This is a genomic window from Pectobacterium sp. 1950-15 (genome assembly GCF_037136835.1).
Taxonomy (GTDB): domain Bacteria; phylum Pseudomonadota; class Gammaproteobacteria; order Enterobacterales; family Enterobacteriaceae; genus Pectobacterium.
Window position 1 is genome coordinate 1 of sequence record NZ_JBBBQR010000022.1, and the last position, 22,829, is coordinate 22,829.

15 protein-coding genes are annotated in these 22,829 nt (G+C 53.4%); 10 read left to right on the plus strand and 5 right to left on the minus strand.

Features of this window, described 5'->3' with window-relative positions; translation table 11 throughout:
• A partial coding sequence (locus WCT94_RS18775; RefSeq protein ID WP_336871073.1) for an Ig-like domain-containing protein occupies nucleotides 1–3,793 on the plus strand: 3,793 nt, incomplete at its 5' end.
• 59 nt (nucleotides 3,794–3,852) lie between these two features.
• A complete protein-coding gene (locus WCT94_RS18780) occupies nucleotides 3,853–4,197 on the plus strand; it encodes a tryptophan synthase subunit beta (protein WP_180741732.1) in 345 nt (114 codons plus the stop codon).
• 132 nt (nucleotides 4,198–4,329) lie between these two features.
• On the opposite strand, the gene lapD is transcribed toward WCT94_RS18780, so the two are convergent.
• Together lapD and lapG are read right to left on the minus strand one after the other, a co-directional pair.
• A complete protein-coding gene (gene lapD, locus WCT94_RS18785) occupies nucleotides 4,330–6,282 on the minus strand; it encodes a cyclic di-GMP receptor LapD (RefSeq protein ID WP_336871075.1) in 1,953 nt (650 codons plus the stop codon).
• A 9-nt stretch (nucleotides 6,283–6,291) separates the two neighbouring features.
• Nucleotides 6,292–6,981 carry a cysteine protease LapG gene (gene lapG, locus WCT94_RS18790; protein ID WP_336871077.1) on the minus strand — a complete coding sequence of 230 codons (690 nt, stop codon included), beginning with the start codon at nucleotides 6,979–6,981 and terminating at the stop codon, nucleotides 6,292–6,294.
• Nucleotides 6,982–7,133: 152 nt separating this feature from the next.
• Here lapG and murQ point away from each other — a divergent pair, with 152 nt between their 5' ends.
• From murQ to tadA, 3 genes are all read left to right on the plus strand, one after another.
• Nucleotides 7,134–8,060, plus strand: a complete 927-nt coding sequence (murQ, locus tag WCT94_RS18795) for an N-acetylmuramic acid 6-phosphate etherase (protein ID WP_336871079.1) — start codon at nucleotides 7,134–7,136, stop codon at nucleotides 8,058–8,060.
• Between the two features lie 48 nt (nucleotides 8,061–8,108).
• On the plus strand, nucleotides 8,109–8,747 hold the full coding sequence (gene yfhb / locus WCT94_RS18800; protein ID WP_336871081.1) for a phosphatidylglycerophosphatase C: 639 nt from the start codon (nucleotides 8,109–8,111) through the stop codon (nucleotides 8,745–8,747).
• 83 nt (nucleotides 8,748–8,830) lie between these two features.
• A complete protein-coding gene (gene tadA, locus WCT94_RS18805; protein WP_336871083.1) occupies nucleotides 8,831–9,337 on the plus strand; it encodes a tRNA adenosine(34) deaminase TadA in 507 nt (168 codons plus the stop codon).
• 41 nt (nucleotides 9,338–9,378) lie between these two features.
• On the opposite strand, the gene mltF is transcribed toward tadA, so the two are convergent.
• Complete coding sequence (gene mltF, locus WCT94_RS18810) at nucleotides 9,379–10,887, minus strand: membrane-bound lytic murein transglycosylase MltF (protein ID WP_336871085.1); 1,509 nt, start codon at nucleotides 10,885–10,887, stop codon at nucleotides 9,379–9,381.
• A gap of 216 nt (nucleotides 10,888–11,103) precedes the next feature.
• On the opposite strand from mltF, the gene purL reads away from it, so the two are divergent.
• The 5 genes from purL to glnB all read left to right on the plus strand — a co-directional run bounded on the left by purL (nucleotide 11,104) and on the right by glnB (nucleotide 19,836).
• Entirely contained in the window at nucleotides 11,104–14,991 is a 3,888-nt protein-coding gene (gene purL / locus WCT94_RS18815) for a phosphoribosylformylglycinamidine synthase (protein WP_336871088.1), read from the plus strand.
• 731 nt (nucleotides 14,992–15,722) lie between these two features.
• A complete protein-coding gene (locus WCT94_RS18820; RefSeq protein ID WP_336871089.1) occupies nucleotides 15,723–17,159 on the plus strand; it encodes a sensor histidine kinase in 1,437 nt (478 codons plus the stop codon).
• 35 nt (nucleotides 17,160–17,194) lie between these two features.
• Nucleotides 17,195–18,031, plus strand: coding sequence for a two-component system QseEF-associated lipoprotein QseG (gene qseG / locus WCT94_RS18825; RefSeq protein WP_336871091.1), 837 nt, complete (start codon nucleotides 17,195–17,197; stop codon nucleotides 18,029–18,031).
• The gene (glrR, locus tag WCT94_RS18830; protein WP_319848541.1) at nucleotides 18,028–19,365 is read left to right on the plus strand and encodes a two-component system response regulator GlrR; all 1,338 of its coding nucleotides are present in this window, start codon (nucleotides 18,028–18,030) and stop codon (nucleotides 19,363–19,365) included. Before qseG ends, glrR begins: the two co-directional genes overlap by 4 nt.
• A 132-nt stretch (nucleotides 19,366–19,497) precedes the next feature.
• Complete coding sequence (gene glnB / locus WCT94_RS18835; protein WP_005970202.1) at nucleotides 19,498–19,836, plus strand: nitrogen regulatory protein P-II; 339 nt, start codon at nucleotides 19,498–19,500, stop codon at nucleotides 19,834–19,836.
• A 109-nt stretch (nucleotides 19,837–19,945) separates the two neighbouring features.
• Here the strand turns inward: glnB and pemA are convergent, their stop codons facing one another.
• Together pemA and paeY are read right to left on the minus strand one after the other, a co-directional pair.
• A complete protein-coding gene (gene pemA / locus WCT94_RS18840; RefSeq protein ID WP_336871093.1) occupies nucleotides 19,946–21,052 on the minus strand; it encodes a pectinesterase PemA in 1,107 nt (368 codons plus the stop codon).
• A 93-nt stretch (nucleotides 21,053–21,145) separates the two neighbouring features.
• The gene (paeY, locus tag WCT94_RS18845; protein WP_336871096.1) at nucleotides 21,146–22,804 is read right to left on the minus strand and encodes a pectin acetylesterase PaeY; all 1,659 of its coding nucleotides are present in this window, start codon (nucleotides 22,802–22,804) and stop codon (nucleotides 21,146–21,148) included.
• Between the last annotated feature and the right edge of the window lie 25 nt (nucleotides 22,805–22,829).

The following is a 22,829-nucleotide window of genomic DNA, read 5'->3' on the forward strand; positions in this document are numbered from 1 at the left end:
GACCGGTAAAGTCGATAACGACGTCAAAGCGGGTGATGCGGTTACGGTTAAGGTCGGTACCGAGACCTACCAGACGACGGTGAATGCGGATGGCAAAACCTGGAGCGTGAATGTGCCGGGCTCCGTGCTGGCCGCCAACGGTGATGTGAGCGCGACGGTCACCACGCGTGATACCGCAGGCAATGTCACTACTGCCAACACGAATCATGCTTACGGTGTCGATACGGTTGCACCAACGGCATCGATATCTATCGATAACGTCACCAGCGATAACGTCATCAATGCGGCCGAATCCGGCCAGACCATTGCGGTCACCGGTAAAGTGGATAATGAAGTCAAAGCGGGTGATGCGGTTACCGTTAAAGTCGGTACCGAAACCTACCAGACCACCGTGAATGCCGATGGCAAAACCTGGAGCGTGAACGTTCCCGGTTCGGTGTTAGCCGCCAACGGTGATGTTAGCGCCAGTGTGACCACGCGTGATGCCGCGGGTAACGTCACCACCGCGAATACCCATCATGCATACGGTGTGGATACGACTGCGCCAGAAATTGATATTACAAATTTTGCTGGCAACGATGGATATGTCAGCCAGAGCGAGTCGAAAAACACGCTAGTCAGCGGCACCAGTAACGAGAAGAAAGTCGATCTGGTCTTTACCGATGTGAATGGTAAGTCGGTTACGCTGCATGACGTGCCTGTGACGAATGGTAAATGGCAGACAAATGTCGATCTGAGCACGCTAGCAGAAGGCAAGATTACCGCTGGAGCGACGGCGACCGATGCGGCAGGTAATCAGGCGCATGATAGCAGTCAGGCGATCATGGATATTACGCCGCCAGCGGCGCACGACAATACGGTGTCTGGCACGGAAGACACGCCGCTCCATATTGGCTGGAGCGATCTGGGCGTATCGAGCGATACCACAAGCATCGTGATTTCGTCTTTACCGCCAGCCAGCGCGGGTACGCTTTATTTTAACGATAGCGGGAGTTGGAAAGCGGTCACGGTTGGGCAAACCTTTACCGCTGGCAACACCGATCTACGCTTTACGCCTGTGGGCAATCTCTCTGGCGCGTCGCTGGGTGATATGGGTTATCGTCCCGTTGATGTTGCGGGTAACACCGGCGATAAAGCTGCGCTACATATTGGCATAACACCGGTAGCCGATGCGCCGGTAGTGAGCCTGAGCATCACCAGTGGCGCGACAACGCCGACCTCTTCGGAAATTATTAAGGTCAATGGCGGTAGCGCCAACGGTGGCTTCGACGTACAAAATGGGAAAATTGTCGCCGTGGGCAACGGTGTCCGCGTTTGGCTGACTGAAGGGGATCCGGTACCCACGGTAGTCGGCAATGGCAAGGTCGCGTACTACAGTCAGGGCAATACCAGCGGAGACGGCAGCTACAGCGATATTTTCGTTGTGCATTCCAATAGCGGGTATTTCTATCGACAGAGTGACTGGCCAGCCGATCGTAAGGATCATCGCGATCTGGATTCGTTTAACGGTAACCGGACGAATAACGGCAGTAGCGCGCATTCTGACTACGTGTTCGTTATGAAAGAGACGGGTTACACCTATAACGCAACCTATAGTACGAATAATAATCAGGATACGTCGGTTAACACGCTGGACGGACTGAAAGTTAACTATACGGATGGCAGCGGCAAGTCTGGCTCGTTTACCTCGCAGGTTAGCAACAATATTGAAGGCGTGATCTATAGCGATGGCACGACCTACACACCGGGCACCAATAGTGCGACGGTGGAAAAAGTGCCCGGCCAGGCAGGCACCCAGACACATACGCTTGATGTCTCGGCAGCCCTGACCGATCGCGACGGCAGTGAAACCCTGTCAGGGATTACGCTCACGGGGATCCCGAAAGGGACGGTGCTGACTGATCACATTAACAATGTGAAATACACCGTTGGCGACGATGGATCGTACCTCATCAAGAACGCCAATAATGCTCAGACGCTGGCTGGAAAGATTACGCTCGAAGTACCTGTTGATGCTGGTAAGTTCAACGTGGTTGCACAGGCAACATCGACAGAAATTGCCAACCACGACACGGCGACCGGCTACTCTGCCGGAGGCGTTGAGCAGTATGGGATGAGCGTCGGTACGATCGGTGATGACAACATGTCCGGCACGCATAGCCACGATGTGATGGTCGCGGATGTCTCCGGCTTGCAGATCATTGAAGGCAAGAATTACAACATTGCCTTTATGGTCGATTCATCCGGCAGTATGTCGTCAACGGATATCGAGAATACGCGTACATCGTTGAGCAACGTGTTCAAAAGCCTTGTTAATAGTGCTAGCGGCGTGAACTCCGGTACGGTAAACGTTTTTCTGGCTGACTTTGATACGCAGGTGGGTAAAACCATTTCTGTGAATCTGAGCGACGCCAGCGCCCTGAATAAGCTGACCGCTGTATTGAATTCAATGGTTGGCGGATCGGAGAAAGGCGGTGGAACCAACTATGAAGACGTGTTCAAGACGACGGCTAACTGGTTCCAAAGCGATGTGGTGAAAAAGAATGTGGGTAATAACCTGACGTATTTCATTACTGACGGTGAGCCAACGTTCTATCAGAAGAATGAAGCCGATGTCGTGAAAGTGAGTGACTGGAACCAAACGCTGAATATCGATAGCTTCGCCTACAAGCCAGGGCAGTCCTACTCTATGGATGTCCGCGGTGCCGTGCGTGAAGTGATTGATAGTAAAGGGAACGTCTATCAATATGCCTGGAGCGATAACAGTAATAAAGTTGTCGGGACGGTCATTGGGCAAGTACACGCGCAGGGGGACGGAACGTATGAGATTTCCTCTTTGGGCGGCGTGGGCAATAACAGCAGCTACTGGGCGCAGGACTACCGCGGCAACTGGTACTGGGTTGATAATTCAGGTAACCGCGATGTCAGCAACACAAACGCGACTCAGGCTTTCAGTTTGCTGAAGAAGCAGTCAGCGATTGAAGCGATCGGTATTGGTGCTGATTTAAATGGCGATACGCTGAAGCGCTATGACACCGACGGCGTGGTTCAGGATCATATTGACCCTGCTAACCTTAATAAAGCGATTCTGGGCAGCAGTGAGTCAATACATGCAGGTAATGATCAACTGAATGGCGGGTTGGGGAATGACATTCTGTTCGGCGATGTGGTGTCGTTTCCTAATATCGACGGCAACGGTATTACCGCCTTGCAGAACTACATCGGCAAGCAGTTAGGTATGCAAACCGGCGTCCCGACGGCGAAAGAGATGCATGGCTATATTGCCACGCACAGCGCGGAGTTTGATCTGTCGTCGGCGAAAGATGGCAACGACACACTCAACGGTGGCGCGGGGAATGACATTCTTTTCGGTCAGGGGGGAAATGACACGCTGATCGGCGGAGAAGGTAATGACCTGCTCTACGGCGGTGCGGGAGATGACATTCTGATCGGTGGGCCTGGGGGCGATACGCTTATCGGCGGCGCGGGTGCGGATATCTTTAAGTGGCAGGCTGGTGATATCGGTAACGATGTGATCAAAGACTTTAACGCCAAAGAGGGCGACCGGATTGATCTAAGCGATCTGGTGGGCGAGCTGGAGGAAGGAACCGATATTAGTCGCTATATTCGTATCACCGATAATCATGGTTCACCGACGATTGAGGTTAGCACGGCGGGGAACTTTACGGCGGATAAAGGCGGAACGGTTGCAGTGTCGATTACGTTGGAACACTATAACGGTGCATTGCCGTCGCTTGAAAGTCTGGTCAGCAAGCCAGAACAGTCTAGCTGACGAAAAGGGGGAGCCTGCCCGGCTCCTTTCTTTATCAAAAACTTAAAAGGTCTCCGAGAATGTTTTATATCCAGCGCGACAGTGATGGCCACCTGATGAAGGTAGAAAAGCGTCCTTTTCCTGAAATGAATGGCGAGTTGCCGGATGATTCACGCGAGGCGCAGGCCTGGTTCCGCAGCCATCAGGTGGCGATGTCCAGTTTGGAGCAGCTACGGCAAAGCGATCTGGAAATGGTGCGCGTGCTGGAGGATTTAATTCAGGTGTTGATTCAGAAAGGCGTGGTGAGCATTACTGATTTCCCTCAGGCGGCACAGCTGAAGTTAATCAACCGTGCGCAGGCGCGTGAAGCGCTGAATGGCGGATTGAACAAGCTGATTGGTGACGACGAAGAGACCATGTTTTAAGGGATGGATGTTTTGAAGAAATAATGTTTTAAGAAATAATGTATTAGCGTTCTGTTCAGCCATTTCCGGCTTCTCCATATCGTAGCGAGAAGCCGGGGTCGTTAATGCACGGTTACCCCAAACGATGTGGCATCAAACTCTTACCGCGGGCACCGGTTCACCCAGCAGCCGACCCATTGCTCCCTGTAATCCCATCTCCTGAAGTACCTTCAGTTCACCTGCGGTTTCAACGCGTTCGGCGATGAGCGGTAGGGCAATACTGTTGGTGGCGCGGTACAGCGCTTCGATAAACATTTGTTTATCGTCTTCCTGATCGATATTACGGATATAGCTGCCATCGACTTTCAGATAAGCCAGCCCCCACTGGGACAGGTTGCCGATCATATTAAAGCGTCCACCAAAATGCTGTAGCCCCAGCGCACAGCCATGTTCATTCAATAGCTTGATTAAGGCTTCCAGCTTGGCGCTGTCTGGCAATTGATTCTCATCCAATTCCAGAATCAGTCGGCTGGCGACATCCGGCTGGTGTTTGAGCGGAGCAAGCAGATCGACGAGCAGGTGAAGATTCAGGACGGTGGCGCCGGACAGGCTCAGTGCGAGGTTGCCGTCGTGCTGGCGCAGGTAGTCCAGCACTTCGCGCAGCATCGTCTGGTCCAGACGCGTATCCCAGCCGAAACGCTGGATCCACGGCAGGAAACGGCCCGCGGCGATACTGTTTCCTTGCTCATCCTGAATACGAGCTAGTACCTTGTGATGCAGCACCTGACTGGGGTCGTCACATGCGACGACGGGTTGCAGGAAAAGCTGCAAACGCTCCTGTTCAAGGATAGGGTCGAGCAGGTTAAACCATCTATGGCGATCGGTTTCGACCTGTTCGGCACTGACGGACGGAATCTCGTGAGGGGCGCTGGTATCAGTATTGCTTTCGGCTCGCGTGAGCGCCTGATCGCCTTGGATAAACAGCGATTGTGCGGTGTCGCCGGGACGGAAAGGTACCATGCCGAATTGGGCGACAGGAGAGATGTCGGTTTCGCCTGTCAAATGCAACGTTTCGATATTGCGCGTGAGTTCGCCAATCAGCGCATAGGCTTCTTTATCGACCAGCCCCGGGCAGAACAGCGCAAATTCCCCCCCACGGATACGTGCCAGAAGGCTTTCCGCATGGGTATGCTGCTTTTGCGTGTTACGTAGAATATGCCCGACAGAGGCTAGCAGCGCATCGGTACGCTGGCCGCCCAGTCGCTGGTTCATCCCCGCCAGATCCTGAACGCGAATCATAATAAGGAAGCCGGGTGCCGTTTCCTCATCAGCCAGTTTATCGTTGAACTGCATGTCAAACGCGCGCCGATTATTTAATCCGGTTTGTGGGTCCTGATAGGCATCCTGACGTAAGCGCTCGCTCCGCTCGGCTTCTTCTTCAAACAGCGTTTTGAGCTTGCTGACCATCAGATTCATCGCCTGTGCGACGCGACGAAATTCCGGCGTATTGGGTAAATCCGGCTGGCTAAGGAATTCACGGCGGGTAATCGCCAGCGACTGATCGACGATATAATCGAGCGGACGTAGCTGTCGGCGCAGGAACAGCGCACCGATGAACACGCCCAGCGTGCCACAGCCGAGCAGCCACAGGAAAGACGCTGTACTACTGCGCCACAGGCGGGTCACCGCGAACATCGGGTGGCTGATGACTTCAACTTTTGCAGCCTGTTCCCAGCCGCGCATCACGATGGCTTCGCCTGCACCGGGTTGCAGGTTCACTAACCGGACAAACCAGGCCGGTACGTCAGGGATATCCGGCGAGGCGGTACGCTCCAGCGTGACGTTGCCGGTTTTTAGATCTCGCACGCGAATACTGGAAAAATAGCCGCTGTCGAAAATCGAGCTGACCATCAGTTCCACCATGGCCGGGTCATCGATATTCGGCGTCAGGGAAAGCCCAAGCGCGGTGGCGGCATCCTGCGCGTGAGAGTGAAGCTGGTTATTGTACTGTTCACGCGAATTTTCCAGGCTGACGAAAAAACTCCCGCTGAAAATAATTAGCACAAACAGGCAGATGGCTATCAGTAATTGTTTGTATAGAGACATAGCCTACCTTTACTCCTCAATTGAAAACCCTTCGGCACGCATTTTGGTTAATACATCCTGCCAGCGTGAAAGTCGTTTACTGTCACCGACGCGTTTGTTGCTGCCGCTGGCGCCGGGCAGCCAGAGCCCACCGCCATTAAAGGCGTACACCGGAACTAAATCAGTGCGCTCTGTCGCGGGTTGGATCTTGTCGGTCAGATTATCCAGCACCAGCGGAATCGAGGTGGGCGTGGGATAATAGGTGACCACCATATGCGCCTTATTCAGACGCAGGGCTTTAACATAGGTAATACGCAATTTATCCGCCGGGACGCCTAAATGGCGCAGCGTAAAATACTTGGCGAGCGCATAATCTTCACAGTCCCCAGCACCTTTACGCAGTGCCTCAATCGGGGTTGCCCAATAATCTTCCTGATTCCAGACGACGATATCATCGCGAAACAGCATACGGTCATTGAAAAATTGGTTCACGCTGCTCAGCAGAGCCTTTTCCTCTTTATTGCGGGAATTGACCAGCAGCGTCTGCCACTCGTCTATTCGGCGGCGAGCATCGGGCGTTGCCGGGCCATAAAGCTGCTCGGTTCGCTGATTAATGGTAATAAAATCCCAGTCCGCACGTAGGGAACCCGCCAGCAGAAACAGCAGACAGCTAATAAAGAAGAGCTTGTAACTGGAGAGTCTGAAGCTGGGGAGTCGCACTGAGGTTTCTCTGTTTACCTTGCGAGATCAATATGGAGAGTGAATTCGGTGCAGAATAGCGTACTTTCACAGCTCTCAAAAGCAGTATAGTGGTGAAAATGGTTGTTTGTCATAGGCGTGTAAAACGCTGGCATAAAGCATGAGGTAGCAGAATGCGTTCAGATGTGATGGATGGAGAGAATCTTAATTTAGGGACGCTGGTTTCCGAAACTCGGAATCCGGCGACGATGGCGCTGGATCAGCTCTCTACACTGGAGATGATGCTCGCGTTTAATCAGGAAGATCGGAAAGTGCCTGAAGCCATTGCGCAGGTTTTACCTGCGATTGCCGACGCGGTCGATCTGGCGACGGCGTCGCTACAGGTGGGTGGGCGGCTGATTTATCTGGGCGCGGGGACTAGCGGTCGTTTAGGCGTACTGGATGCCTCCGAGTGTCCGCCGACGTTTGGCGTACCGCACGGGCTGGTTATCGGCCTGATCGCGGGTGGGCCGGGCGCGCTGCTGAAAGCGGTTGAAGGTGCGGAAGACGATCCCGCACTCGGTGAAGCGGATTTGAAAGCGCTGGATTTAACCGCTGCGGATATGGTGATTGGTCTTGCGGCATCAGGCCGGACGCCGTATGTGATTGGCGCGCTGCGCTATGCGCGTGATGTAGGCTGCCGGACGGCGGCGATTTCCTGCAATCCACATTCGCCTATCGCACAGGAGGCACAGGTGGCGATTTCTCCCGTCGTTGGCCCGGAAGCGTTAACGGGCTCGACGCGGCTGAAGTCTGGAACGGCACAAAAACTCGTCCTGAATATGATTTCTACTGGCGTAATGGTTAAGCTGGGGAAGGTGTACCAGAATTTGATGGTGGATGTGAAGGCAACCAACGTGAAACTGTTGGACAGGGCTTGCCGCATCGTCGTTGAGGCGACGGGTGCAGAGCGGGAAAGGGCGCGGCAGGCGCTGGTACAGGCGGATAATGAAGTGAAGCCTGCGATTCTGATGCTTCTGGCGAATATTGATGTGGCAGCGGCGCGTGAGCGCCTGAAACAGCACAACGGTTATCTGCGTGAGGCGCTGATTGGCGGATAAGATTATTTTGGTGTCGGTTCTATCTTGAGGTAAATCGGGAGAAACGTTTTGAGTGATAAGCGAGAGCAGCGCATTGTTTTTTTTGATCTGGATGGCACGTTGCATCAGCAGGACATGTTTGGCAGCTTTTTGCGTTTTTTACTTCGTCGGCTGCCGCTAAATCTGGTTCTGGTTATCCCGCTATTGCCCGTTATCGGACTGGGTTTATTGATTCGCGGCCGTGCCGCGCGGTGGCCGATGAGCTGGCTGCTGTGGGCGATTACGTTTGGGCGTGATGAAGATGAGCTAATTCAGTTGGAAAAGCAGTTTGTCGGCGCGTTTCGCCATGATGTCATCCCGTTTCCGCAGGTTCAGCAGCGGCTGAAAACCTATCTTGAAGACAGCGATGCGCAGGTCTGGCTAGTGACCGGATCGCCGCAGCGGCTGGTGGAACAGGTCTATCATGATTCGTCTTTTCTCCCCGGCGTTCGCCTGATGGGCAGCCAGATTACGCGTCGCTACGGCGGCTGGGTATTAACGTTGCGCTGTCTGGGGCATGAAAAAGTCATTCAGATGGAACAGCGACTGGGTGCGCCGCTCAAACTCTACAGCGGCTACAGCGACAGTAAACAAGATAACCCGCTGCTCTATTTCTGCGAACACCGCTGGCGCGTCACCCCCGAAGGGAGCCTGCAACAGCTGGAGTGATTTTTTCATCCTTTCATCTGATTTTTCATCTCTTCATATAGGTATAATGCGCCGCCAAAATGTGAACTGTTGAATGAGGAAGTGTGAGTAGCGTGAGTAACGATGAATACTGGATGCGCCATGCATTAACGCTGGCTCAGCGCGCTCAGGATGAAGGCGAAGTGCCGGTTGGCGCGGTGTTGGTGCTGGATAACGAAGCGATCGGTGAAGGGTGGAATCGGCCGATAGGGCATCACGATCCTACCGCGCACGCTGAGATTATGGCGCTGCGGCAAGGGGGGAAAGTGTTGCAGAACTATCGCCTGCTGGATACGACGCTGTATGTCACGCTGGAACCCTGCATCATGTGCGCAGGTGCGATGATACACAGTCGGATTGGGCGTTTGGTTTACGGTGCGTCAGATGAGAAAACCGGGGCGGCGGGGTCGCTGGTGGATATTCTGCGCCACCCTGGCATGAACCATCAGATCGTGATTGAATCTGGCATTCTGGCTGAGGAATGTTCTGCCACGCTCAGCGCCTTCTTTCGTCTGCGCCGTGAGCAGCATAAAGCCCGTCGGGCGGCAGAGAAAAACGCCGCGCAAGAATAGCGGGGCGTTTTCCCTTCCATACGGATTTATTCCGGTGCTTTTTATTCCGGTACCTTGCTGAGTGGCACGGCCGGATAGCCTTGTGCGATTTGGGTTTGCTGCTGCACTTTAGCTTCTTTTTCTATCAGGTAACCTTCCAGACTCACCATATAACGCCGAATGTTTTCCACGTAGTTATAGGCTTCATGTCCGCGCGCGTAGCCGTAGGTGGTTTGCGTGTAATAGCGCTTTTGGCTCAGCATCGGCAGGCGCATTTTCACATCAACCCAACTGTCGGGGTTACCTTTCTGTTTTTCAGTCAATTTACGCGCGTCAAGCAGATGGGCGTACCCCATGTTGTAGGACGCCAGCGCAAACCATATTTTTTCATCTTCCGGGATGGTATCCGGCATTTTCTGCATCATATGCGACATATACTGCGCGCCGCCGCGAATACTTTGCTCGGGGTCGACCCGATCGGTGACGTTCAGGCTTTCTGCGGTGTTGCGCGTGAGCATCATCAGCCCGCGAACGCCGGTCGGTGACGTCGCCAGCGGGTTCCAGTGTGATTCCTGATAGGAGATGGCGGCCAGCAGCTTCCAGTCGATATCAGTGGCGTATTTTTCAAACAGCGGGCGCAGGTCGGGCAGCGTGTCATCAATTGCACTCAGGAACGTGGTGGTATCGACATAGTCAAACTCGCCAACGTGACCGAGATATTTCTCTTCCAGACGTGCAAGCGTGCCGTCTTCGACAATTTGGCTGAAGAAGTCCAGCAGTGCGGCTGATAGGCTGTCATCGTGCGAACGGCGCATATACCAGGTGACGGGCTCTTCGTCGCTCAGATCGAAGGCGACGGCGAGCTGCGGATGAATTCGCTGCATCAAGCCAATGGTAACCGAATCCCCCAGCGTGTAGTCCAGCTTGCCGTCGGCAACCTGCTTCAGTAACTCCTGCGTGCTCTGGTCAGAGGCGGATTCCCAACTGAGCTGCGGGTATTTCTCTGCTTTTAGATCGCGCAGAGTCGCCGCGTGCGCGGAACCGGATGTAACGACGAGCCGGCCTTGCAGCTTGTCCAGCGTTTTAGGACGAGGCGAGCCAAGACGGTAGACCATCTGTTGTGAAATGGAATAGTAGGTTGGGCCGGCGCGGAAGCGTTCCAGACGTTCATGATTGTAAATCAGTCCGGCGGCCAGCAGATCGGCATCGTCACCGTCCAGATCGTCAAACAGTTCGTCAAGGTTCTTACGTGACGAGACCACCAGCTTGACGCCGAGGTAATCGGCGAAACGTTTTGCCAGTTCATAATCCAGACCTGTCGGGGATCCGTTGCTCATTGCATAAGTCAGCGGTGAATTGACAGTGCTAATACGCAACTCACCGCGTGAGAGGATCTGTCTGAGCTGAACATCCTGGCTGCTGCGCCAGGGAATGCTAGGCCATAGCGCTAATGCCAGCAGTAACGTGATAATCCCGATGAAAAAATAATTTAATTTTAAAGGCTTCAAATAGTTATCTCTCGGCGGCCGTGTGGCCTGTCTGTCTGTAACGGCAGTTTTTTTATACGTCATTTCCCAGAGTGGGGGCATTTTGCTTAACAAACCGCCAGTGTGCAACTTTTATTGATTTGGTCACCGATTAATCATTCTCCCGATGCGATATGAAATTATCGCCACGCAAACGGTTTCGTCCGGGGGAAGGATTCTCTATAATGTGCGCGTTTCCCCCCTGTTGTGCCCAATGGCTGTATCGCAGCCAGTGCATCGAAGACGAGAGAACTTTAGATTATGGAAATACTGCGTGGTTCACCTGCTTTATCGGCTTTTCGTATTAATAAATTGCTGGTCCGCTGCAAAGAGCACGTTTTGCCGGTTAGCGATATCTATGCTGAATACGTACATTTCGCCGATGTCAGCGCCCCGCTGAACACCGATGAACAGGCCAAACTGACACGTTTGCTGAAGTATGGTCCTTCTCTCGCGGAGCACGAGCCGCAAGGCCATCTGTTACTGGTCACGCCGCGTCCCGGCACGATTTCACCGTGGTCTTCCAAAGCAACGGATATCGCTCATAACTGTGGATTAAGCAAGGTACTGCGTCTGGAACGCGGTCTGGCTTTCTATATTCATGCGCCTACGCTGAGTGATGAACAGTGGCAGCAACTGGGGGCATTGCTGCATGACCGGATGATGGAAAGCGTATTTAGCGACCTGAAACAGGCCGAAGCGCTGTTCTCCCATCATCAGCCTGCACCTTTCAAACGCGTCGAAATTCTGCTGCAAGGGCGTCAGGCGTTGGAAGAAGCGAACGTCCGTCTTGGATTGGCATTGGCGGAAGATGAAATTGATTATCTGCTGGAAGCCTTCACCAAACTGGGCCGCAATCCTAACGATATCGAATTGTATATGTTCGCACAGGCGAACTCTGAACACTGTCGCCACAAGATTTTTAACGCTGATTGGGTGATCGACGGCGTCGCTCAGCCGAAGTCACTGTTCAAAATGATCAAAAACACCTTTGAACACACGCCCGATCACGTTCTCTCGGCCTATAAAGATAACGCCGCTGTCATGGAAGGCTCTGCCGTCGGCCGTTTCTACACGGATACCAACGGGCAATATGCTTACCATCAGGAAGATGCACATATCCTGATGAAGGTTGAAACGCATAACCACCCAACTGCGATTTCTCCGTGGCCGGGCGCAGCAACAGGATCCGGTGGTGAAATTCGTGATGAAGGCGCAACAGGCCGTGGCTCCAAGCCGAAAGCGGGCCTGGTGGGCTTCTCTGTATCGAACCTGCGCATTCCTGGCTTTGTTCAGCCGTGGGAAGAAGAAGAGTTTGGCAAGCCAGAGCGTATTGTCAGCGCGCTGGATATCATGACCGAAGGCCCACTGGGCGGCGCGGCATTCAACAACGAATTTGGCCGTCCTGCACTGACGGGGTATTTCCGTACTTATGAAGAACGCGTCGACAGCCACAATGGCACAGAGCTGCGCGGCTACCACAAACCGATCATGCTGGCGGGCGGTATTGGCAACATCCGCGCCGATCACGTCAAGAAAGGTGAGATTAGCGTGGGTGCCAAGCTGATTGTGCTGGGCGGGCCGTCCATGAATATCGGTCTGGGCGGTGGTGCAGCTTCTTCTATGGCATCGGGTCAGTCTGATGCGGATCTGGATTTTGCTTCTGTACAGCGTGATAACCCGGAAATGGAGCGCCGCTGTCAGGAAGTGATCGATCGCTGCTGGCAATTGGGTGAAGCCAACCCGATCCTGTTCATTCACGATGTTGGTGCAGGTGGCTTGTCCAACGCGATGCCGGAGCTGGTGAGCGACGGTGGCCGCGGTGGTCGCTTTGAACTGCGCGATATTCTGAACGACGAGCCGGGCATGAGCCCGCTGGAAGTCTGGTGTAATGAATCGCAGGAGCGCTATGTTCTGGCCGTTGCGCCAGAACAGCTGGCACAGTTTGATGAAATTTGCCGCCGTGAACGCGCACCTTATGCGGTGATCGGTGAGGCGACGGAAGAACTGCATCTGACGATGAACGATCGTCACTTTAATAACAAACCTATCGATTTGCCGCTGGATGTGCTGCTGGGTAAAACGCCGAAAATGCTGCGTGATGTCGAGCGCAAGCAGGTTGAAGGCACACCGCTACAGCGTGATGAAATCTATCTGGCCGAAGCGGTTGAGCGCGTGCTGCACTTGCCTGTGGTGGCAGAAAAAACCTTCCTGATCACCATTGGCGACCGCTCTGTTACCGGCATGGTCGCGCGCGATCAGATGGTTGGCCCGTGGCAGGTGCCGGTTGCTGACTGTGCGGTGACCACCGCCAGCCTCGACAGCTATTACGGCGAGGCAATGTCTATCGGCGAACGTGCCCCAGTGGCGCTGCGTAACTTCGCGGCCTCCGCGCGTTTGGCCGTCGGTGAAGCGTTGACGAACATTGCGGCTACGCACATTGGTCCGCTTACTCGTGTGAAGCTGTCTGCGAACTGGATGGCGGCAGCGGGGCACCCAGGTGAAGATGCCGGGCTGTATGAGGCGGTGAAAGCCGTGGGCGAAGAGCTGTGCCCAGCGCTGGGTCTGACGATCCCGGTGGGTAAAGATTCCATGTCGATGAAAACCCGCTGGCAGGAAGAGGGTGAAGATCGTGCGGTCACCTCGCCGATGTCGCTGGTGATCTCTGCGTTTGCACGTGTGGAAGACGTGCGTAACACAGTCACGCCACAGCTGCGTACTGGACAAGATAATGCCCTGTTGTTGATCGATCTGGGTGCAGGCAATAAAGCGCTGGGCGCCACGGCGTTGGCGCAGGTTTATCGTCAACTGGGCCGTAAGACGGCAGATGTGCATAGCCCAGAACAACTGGCTGGCTTCTTTAATGCTATGCAGCAGCTGGTTGCGGATAAAGCGCTTCTGGCTTACCACGATCGTTCAGACGGCGGCTTGCTGGTTACGCTGGCAGAGATGGCGTTTGCTGGTCACTGCGGCGTGACTGTCGATATCGCCTCTCAGGGCGAAGACACGTTGGCGACGCTGTTTAACGAAGAACTTGGCGCTGTCATTCAGATCCCTGCTGCACGCCGTGCCGAAGTGGAAGCCGTTCTGGCGCTGCATGGTTTGGCGGACTGCGTGCATTACCTCGGTCATGCTGAAGAAGGAACGCGTTTCACCATTAATAAGGGTGCAGAAGCGGTTTATCAGGAAAGCCGTTCAACGCTGCGTCGCTGGTGGGCAGAAACCAGCTGGCAGATGCAGCGCCTGCGTGATAACCCGCAGTGTGCCGATCAGGAGCATATCGCCAGACAGGATGATAACGATCCCGGTTTGAACGTGTCGCTGACCTTCAATCCGCAGGAAGATATTGCTGCACCTTATATCGCTAAGAATGTCCGCCCTAAAGTGGCTGTCCTGCGTGAGCAGGGTGTGAACTCTCATGTAGAAATGGCGGCGGCATTCCACCGTGCTGGCTTTGATGCCATTGACATCCACATGAGTGACCTGCTGGCGAATCGCCGTAACTTGCAGGATTTCCAGGCGCTGGTTGCCTGCGGTGGCTTCTCTTACGGTGACGTGCTGGGGGCGGGAGAAGGCTGGGCTAAATCCATTCTGTTCAACTCTCGCGTGCGTGATGAATTCGCGGAATTCTTCCTGCGTCCGCATACGCTGGCACTAGGCGTATGTAACGGGTGCCAAATGATGTCTAACCTGCGTGAACTGATTCCAGGTGCCGACCTCTGGCCGCGTTTTGTCCGTAATAAATCCGATCGCTTTGAAGCACGCTTCAGCCTGGTCGAAGTGGAGAAGAGCCCGTCGCTGTTCATGAATGATATGGCTGGTTCGCGCATGCCAATTGCCGTTTCACACGGAGAAGGTCAGGTTGAAGTCCGCGACGATGCCCATCTGGCGGCGATTGAAGAACACGGTCTGGTAGCGCTGCGTTATATCAACCACTACGGTCAGGTAACCGAGAACTATCCGGCTAACCCGAATGGTTCGCCGAACGGTATTACGGCGGTCACCAGCACCAGCGGTCGGGCAACCGTCATGATGCCGCACCCTGAGCGTGTGTTCCGTACCGTCAGTAACTCCTGGCATCCGGAAGAGTGGGGCGAGGATGGTCCGTGGATGCGTATGTTCCGCAATGCACGCAGACAGCTGGGCTAAGTTAATATCTGTCAGAGAAAGGGGCTTCGGCCCCTTTTTTACGTCCGTTTTCTCCGTTTGTCGTTTTTTTGCGACGAACTGGTTTTTTATTGTCTCTAATTGGTGACATTTAACTGATTGATTTATATGAATGACATGGCGTTGTTATAAAGCTGTCTGTTTTTAGCGACATAAACCGCTTCTTTCGCGCATATTTTCGTTATTGGCATTCCGGGTAATGAATCTATTGGTGAAGCGTAAAATAAAAATTATTTATAATCAGTGTCTTATTTTTATTTTTTGATAGTTGGCATGATAGGTGCATCATAAATCGTGTTGCTCATTCAACTGGTTATGATTGCGTTGCTGACTGGCAAATATTTTCGCTCATAACATCTGGAATGATGCCAAAAGAAAGGGTGCCTATCGTCCACCAGACCGATAACAGGGCGTGAAAACGAACGTTATCAAGCATCGGGCGACACGTTGAGTGAGGCACCGCCTATTCAGTTACGCGGCCAGAGGGAGCGATTCTTCTGGCCGCGTGACGTTTTGCTCTCCGTCACCTCTCCTCCAGAGAATCCAATCCTCCTTGATTGCTTTTTACGGCGTGACTTTCTACGTCGTGAAAGTGGCTACGACGTTACATTGGCATTCATGCCGTATTGCGAAGCGTTGCGCATGTCACAAGGGAAAACGTTGAACTTTTATAAGACTCGGTTAGCATCAATGCGGATTCGATAGGTAACGAGATGATTTCTTTGAAACGATGGCGTTTATTCCCGCGTTCCCTGCGGCAATTAGTAATTATGGCGTTCTTGTTGGTGCTGCTGCCGCTGCTGGTGCTGGCCTATCAGGCTTATCAAAGCCTGAACATGCTGAGCGAACAGGCTGCTGATATCAACCGAACAACGCTGGCGGATGCCCGCCGTAGTGAATCGATGACCAGCGTGGCGCTGGCAATGGAGCGTAGCTACCGACAGTACTGCGTATTGGACGATCAGACGCTGGCAACGCTCTACCAGAACCAGCGTAAACAGTATTCGCAAATGCTGGACTCCCACGCGCAGGTGCTGCCCGATCCCCGCTATTACCAGACGCTGCGTCAGCTTCTTACTCAACTCAGTGAAATTCGCTGCCATAACAGCGGCCCGGAACAAACCGCATCGAGTCTGTTGGAAGGGTTCTCTCGTGCCAACGGACAGATGGTGCAGGTGACGCGTGACGTTGTTTTCTCTCGTGGGCAACAGCTCCAGCAGGCTATTTCCGAACGCGGCCAGTTCTTTGGCTGGCAGGCGCTGCTCTTGTTTCTGGTCAGCGTGCTGCTGGTGGTGCTCTTTACACGGATGATTATTGGTCCGGTTAATGGCGTAGAGCGGATGATCAACCGCCTTGGTGAAGGTCGATCGCTGGGGAACACCAGCACCTTCAAAGGCCCACGTGAGATCCGGACGCTGGCGCAGCGTATTATCTGGCTAAGCGAGCGTCTGTCGTGGCTGGAGTCGCAGCGACATGAATTCTTACGCCATATTTCCCATGAACTCAAGACGCCGCTGGCGAGCCTGCGGGAAGGTACTGAACTGCTGGCCGATGAGGTGGTTGGCCCACTGACTGCCGATCAGAAAGAGGTCGTCGCTATCCTCGATAGCAGCAGTCGCCACCTGCTACAGCTGATCGATCAATTGCTGGACTACAATCGCAAACTGGCGGATACGCCGACCGAGTTGGAGCGCGTTGAAATCGAAGAGATCGTCGATATTGTCGTGTCGTCTCACAGTCTACCCGCCCGCGCCAAAATGATTCATACCGATGTAGCGCTGGCCGTTGGGCACTGCTGGGCGGAGACGACGCTGTTGATGCGAGTGATTGATAATCTCTATTCCAATGCGGTGCACTACGGTAAGGAATCCGGTAACATTTGGATTTATAGCCGTCAGATTGGCAATCGCGTTCAGATTGATGTCGCCAACAATGGTACGCCCATTCCCGATGCAGAACGGAGCATGATTTTTGAGCCTTTTTATCAGGGAAGCCACCAGCGCCGCGGTGCGGTTAAAGGAAGCGGGTTGGGGTTGAGCATTGCGCGTGATTGCATTCGCCGTATGCGTGGTGAGCTTAGCCTGATTACCGTGGACTATGCTGATGTGTGTTTCCGCATTGAGCTGCCCTTATTGCCCGATAACGAATAGTCCGATAATGAATAAAGCCCGAGAATGAATAGATAATGAGTGCATGGTTTATGAAGGGATGGCTTACGAATAGTGTATTTTCCCGTCTTTTGAAGGCGACGCTCATGTCGTCGCCACTCGTTTTAGCGGCGTGTAATAGCCATGTGAACAATGGCATTACGCTGTTGGAAACAGAAGCGGCCCCACCGAAAGAACAGGTTGCGGATTTCCGTATCGCGCAATGTGAGCACCTGTGGCAGATAGACGATCGTGAATCCATGAATAACGCCCTTTACTGGCTGCGGGCGATGGACTGTGCCGGGCGTTTGACGCAATTTCAGGCCCGTGAGGAAGCTGGGCTGGTTGCGGGGGATAGTTGGGATAGCGCCTTTAAGCAGGGCATTCTGCTGGATAATGCCGGCATTACTCAGGTCGAGCGGCGTCAGGTGCTGGAACAAATCAATTTATACCGTCTGGCTTTCCCTGCGGCGCTGCGTCCGCTGATGCAAACCTGGCGTGACAGGCAAACGCTGTTTCTGGCGCTATCGGATGAACGTCTGCGCTATAAGCGTTTACAGGAATCCAGCGATAAACAGTTAGATGCCCTGCGTGTTCAGCAAAATCACCTGCAATACCAGTTAGAAACGACCACGCAGAAACTGGAAAACCTGACGGATATTGAACGTCAGCTGTCGTCGCGTAAGCAACTGTCGGGAGAAATGCCGGATAACGATACCGAGCGCCGTGGCGGTGCGGGGGTGAATAGAGACGGTTCACGTAATTCGGCAACGAAATCCAGAAGTGAGCCAGTGGATGCGGATGACACCTATACGCCGCCGATGGAATCGCATACGGACAAACCGACGACGAAGAAGGAGTCAACAAGACAATGACAGCCCGAAAAACGGCGAATTTATTGCTCGTGGATGATGACCCCAGTCTGCTGAAGCTATTGGGCATGCGCCTGACCAGCGAAGGATTTAGCGTGATGACGGCGGAGAGCGGCCAGGAGGCGCTGCGGTTGTTAACGCGTGAGACGTTCGATTTGGTGATCAGCGATCTTCGTATGGACGAGATGGATGGCATGGCGTTGTTTTCCGAAATTCAGCGCTATCAACCGGGGATGCCGGTAATCATTTTAACCGCTCATGGTTCGATTCCCGATGCCGTTGCCGCCACGCAGCAGGGAGTATTTAGTTTTCTGACGAAGCCTGTTGACCGTGATGCGCTCTACAAAGCGATAGATGAAGCACTGGCGCTGTCCGCGCCGGCGGGTGATGAAAGCTGGCGTGAAACCATTGTGACGCGCAGCCCGATTATGTTACGCCTGCTGGAACAGGCCAGAATGGTTGCACAGTCGGATGTTAGCGTGTTGATTAATGGGCAGAGCGGAACCGGGAAAGAGGTGTTGGCTCAGGCCATTCATGCGGCCAGCCCGCGTGCGAAGAAAGCGTTTATTGCTATTAACTGCGGCGCGCTGCCGGAACCGCTGCTGGAATCTGAGTTATTCGGTCATGCCAAAGGTGCTTTTACCGGTGCGGTGAGCAGCCGTGAGGGGCTTTTTCAGGCGGCGGAAGGCGGTACGCTGTTTTTAGATGAAATCGGCGATATGCCGCTGTCTCTACAAGTTAAACTGCTACGCGTGCTGCAGGAGCGAAAAGTCCGCCCGCTGGGGAGCAACCGCGATCTGGACATCGACGTGCGGATTATTTCCGCCACGCACCGTGACTTGCCGAAAGCGATGGCGAAAAATGAATTCCGCGAAGATCTGTATTATCGGCTCAACGTGGTGAATATGAAGCTGCCCGCGCTGCATGAACGTGCCGAAGATATCCCGCTGCTGGCAAATCACCTGCTGCGTGAATCCGCCAATCGGCACAAGCCTTTTGTGCGCACCTTTTCAACCGATGCGATGAAGCGCTTGATGACGGCAAGCTGGCCGGGTAACGTGCGTCAACTGGTGAATGTCATTGAACAGTGTGTGGCGCTGACCAGCGCACCAGTTATCAGTGACGCGCTGGTTGAACAGGCGCTGGAAGGTGAAAACACGGCGCTGCCAACCTTTGTTGAAGCGCGCCACCAGTTTGAACTTAACTATCTGCGGAAGTTATTACAGATCGCAAAAGGTAACGTGACGCAGGCTGCGCGAATGGCCGGGCGTAACCGAACGGAATTTTATAAACTGTTGGGCCGCCATGAGCTGGATGCCAACGATTTTAAAGACTAGCGCTGAGAGAACTGGCAGCACGCCTGCAGCGTGATGCGGGGTGGGTATGGATTGTCTGCCTGAGTTCTGACATGCTGCTTATTTGCTGATGCTCGGCTTTGGCCGCAACATAGATAACACAAAGGTTCCTCCATGAAGAAAATTGATGCGATTATTAAGCCGTTCAAACTGGACGATGTGCGTGAAGCGTTAGCTGAAGTGGGCATCACAGGGATGACGGTAACGGAAGTTAAAGGCTTTGGTCGTCAGAAAGGCCACACCGAGCTGTATCGCGGCGCAGAATACATGGTCGATTTTCTGCCAAAAGTAAAAATCGAAATTGTCGTGTCCGATGATATCGTCGATACCTGTGTAGAAACCATCACGCAGACCGCGCAGACGGGTAAAATCGGCGACGGTAAAATCTTTGTCTTTGATGTGGCGCGCGTTGTCCGTATTCGTACCGGCGAAGAGGACGAGGAAGCGATTTAATCGTCTCGCCTCGCGTTGTTCCGTTTTAGAAGCCAGCCTGATGAGGGCTGGCTTCGTCACATTTATTTCTACTCTACTTCTACTTCTACTTCTACTTCTACTTCTACTTCTACTTCGCTTTAGGTGCGGTAGGAACCCAGCCAGCCAACACCTTGTCTGCGGTGTATTCTGCCGCTTCCGCGTCGCTTAACTGACGGCGTTGATCGTTTTTCTCTGCGCCTTTACCGCTGGATTTATACTCGAAAAAGCGTGAGTCCTGCGGATGGAACCAGATTGTATTACCTTGTTTATCTTTACCGGACATTTTGTCCCAGCCATAGATGTGGTCGTCCATACTGGTGTTCAGGAAGACAGTCTGACCGATGGCATTAGGATCGGCATAGCGACCATCGTCAAAAGTGGTCGTTGGATGCCAGGGGCGGCCCAGACCATAGCTTTTCGCGGGAACGCCTTTCTCTTTAATCACACGGCTATTGATAATGACCAAACCATATTTTTGTTTAATATTGGTGCTGGGGGCGGTGAGGTAGCCAATCGGCTGATTTTTCACGTCGGTTCGGTTACGCGCGACAATGTCGCAATTGTCAAACAGCGCGGTACCATTACCAAAGATGAAATCAACGGTGCCGCTGATTCGGCATTTGGAGAAGAAACTGCGCCCCCCTTTCACATAGAGCGTGTCCTGATAGCCCGTCAGGCTAACGTCGTGGAACCAGACACGATCGCCTTTGTCATCAACCAGTAACGCAACGGCCTGCGTATCTTTTATTTTGGTCGGATCGTCATTGGCTTTGGCCTGATTGGCAGGAAAATCGAAACCATTGCCGATGGTCAGCGAGCGGGCGCTGAAATCCGGCGCATTGATTCTCACGGTATAACTGCCGGAGGTTCCCCATTTGCTGCCATCGGGTTTGAGCATTCCGGCGGCGGTGGTTGCGGTGATCACGGTGCCGTCACGGCTTTCGCCCTGTAGGTGAATGTTAGGGCGCGTAATTACCAAGCGTTCGTGATACACGCCATTTTTCACATAGATAACAAATGGCGAGCTGTCTGCTGGTGCGCTGGCGATGGCTTCAGCGATGGTTTTGTAGGCGTTGGCACCCGTTGCATTGGCAGAAACCTGCGCATTATAGTCAGCTGCCTGTGCTAGCGCCCAGGGGGAGGAAATTAACATGGTTAAGGTCAGCGTTTTGCAGAGGTTTGAGGTTTTTATCATGTCCAGAGTCCTTTAATCGGTAAGGGAAAGGTTTGTAACGCGCGGCAATGTAGCACCGCGCGGTTCTGTCTTATCGTTTTGCCTGACTGATAACTACTTGTGTTTGCCGACCGTTTTTTCTGCCAGCGACGCTAATGCAGGTTCTTGTCGGATGGCGTCAGCGACAATCCCTGCTACGGCGATAGCGCCTTTTTTCTGAAAATGTGTGGTATCCGGTTTGCTCAGGCTACCCGCCTGATCGCGATAGTAAGGATATTGTTTGGGATCGATCACCAGCCAATACTGTTTCCAATGATCGCTGTTACCCTGGTTCGCTAAAGCGATAGTGGCTGGTTCAATGTCCAGCAACACGACCTTGTTATCTGCTGCCGTATCTTTGATGGTCTGGCTATAATCACCGACAAAGGCATAACCGTTTTCCGCGTTTTGTTTGGTGAAGTGGCTGTGTACCGCTGGCGTGCCGTTTTTGCCTTCAGCCGTTTTTACTCGGGTGGTTGGGGTAAGCAGAACCGGTGTAAGTTTATGCTGACGGGCAAAGGTGATGTAACGCTCCAATGATGTCTGGAATGACATATCGGCTTTTCCCTGTGGCGCCTGTTTTTTCCCTGCCGCATCGTTCGGGTAAGTACAGAGATTAGCGACGTCAGCAGGGCCACGTACCGCTTTTGCACTGTTGCAGTTTTGATCGTTATGTCCCATCTGGATAAACAGGAAATCACCTTCCTTCATCAGTGGTTGCATCTGGCGGAACCAGCCTTCGTAAAAATAGTCGCGTGAACTACGTCCTGCACGTGTGCCATTCACCACTTTGACGCCGCTGTTTTTACTGAACTGCTGTTCAAAAACCTGCCCCCATCCCATACGTGGGAAGCGCATTTTTTCATAGGTTGCCGCGGTTGAGTCGCCGACGATGAAAATGCGGGTTTGTGCTTTCTGGATTGCGTCCAGACTCTGGCGAGCAGAACGATAATCTAACGGTTCATAATCGCCTTTGTTATTCAGGCCGACAATCGGATGGAATGCGCTATCAGTCAAAACGGTATGGCCGGAGTAGCCCGTGTCGTTGTGATAATTGCGGTTATGGTTAATGACGCTGACGATTTTGGTCACGGCTTCCTGCTGAGCGGCAGAGTAGGTCAGGGGATCGAAACGTGCGGGGGCACTGATGCCAACCTGTTTTAGCGCGTCATTAAAACCGGCATGAAAATCGGCGTAGGCTTTTTTCCATTCTGCGGCGTCCAGTTTTGGTGAGGCGGCGTCGTCCGTGAGCTGCTGTGGACCAATGTAGCCAGCGGCTACCGCGATATCGGAGGTGATGCGGTCAGTCAGCGGGTTGATATTGGCGATATTTTCTTTACCGTCATGCAATGAAGGGGCGACGGCGGACAGGCAAATGGCACGAGAAATATTATTCAGCAGGCAATTATTGCCGCCGGACTCGATGGCCAAAAGACGTAACGGCGGTGTCAGACCCGAGATATCAAGGTGGTATTTTCCTTGATCATCAGTCTGTGTCTGCCGCTTCTGGCCCTGCTGGTCTCTGATAATGATGGTGGCAGGCAGGTGGATATCCCGTGCGGTCACATTACCCGATAAACCGGTTTTTTCACCCAGCGTTGAACCCGATAGCCATTTCGCGCTCTCTGGCGCGGCGGTCTGGTGTGCAGCTGCGGGGGTTTTAGCGTGTACCAGTGTGAAAGGGGCGGAAAGTATCAGAGCTAAAGCCACACTTTCTGAAAAACGTTTTGCCATGGTCAGACATATCCCTTGTTGATTA

Bases quoted from the DNA above. Each gene is read 5' to 3' on its own strand.
- lapD (WP_336871075.1), bottom strand. From the start codon at position 6,282: ATGTCTCTATACAAACAATTACTGATAGCCATCTGCCTGTTTGTGCTA.
- glrR (WP_319848541.1), top strand. From the start codon at position 18,028: ATGACAGCCCGAAAAACGGCGAATTTATTGCTCGTGGATGATGACCCC.
- pemA (WP_336871093.1), bottom strand. From the start codon at position 21,052: ATGATAAAAACCTCAAACCTCTGCAAAACGCTGACCTTAACCATGTTA.
- murQ (WP_336871079.1), top strand. From the start codon at position 7,134: ATGCGTTCAGATGTGATGGATGGAGAGAATCTTAATTTAGGGACGCTG.
- mltF (WP_336871085.1), bottom strand. From the start codon at position 10,887: ATGACGTATAAAAAAACTGCCGTTACAGACAGACAGGCCACACGGCCG.
- glnB (WP_005970202.1), top strand. From the start codon at position 19,498: ATGAAGAAAATTGATGCGATTATTAAGCCGTTCAAACTGGACGATGTG.
- purL (WP_336871088.1), top strand. From the start codon at position 11,104: ATGGAAATACTGCGTGGTTCACCTGCTTTATCGGCTTTTCGTATTAAT.
- WCT94_RS18780 (WP_180741732.1), top strand. From the start codon at position 3,853: ATGTTTTATATCCAGCGCGACAGTGATGGCCACCTGATGAAGGTAGAA.
- qseG (WP_336871091.1), top strand. From the start codon at position 17,195: ATGAGTGCATGGTTTATGAAGGGATGGCTTACGAATAGTGTATTTTCC.
- WCT94_RS18820 (WP_336871089.1), top strand. From the start codon at position 15,723: ATGATTTCTTTGAAACGATGGCGTTTATTCCCGCGTTCCCTGCGGCAA.
- paeY (WP_336871096.1), bottom strand. From the start codon at position 22,804: ATGGCAAAACGTTTTTCAGAAAGTGTGGCTTTAGCTCTGATACTTTCC.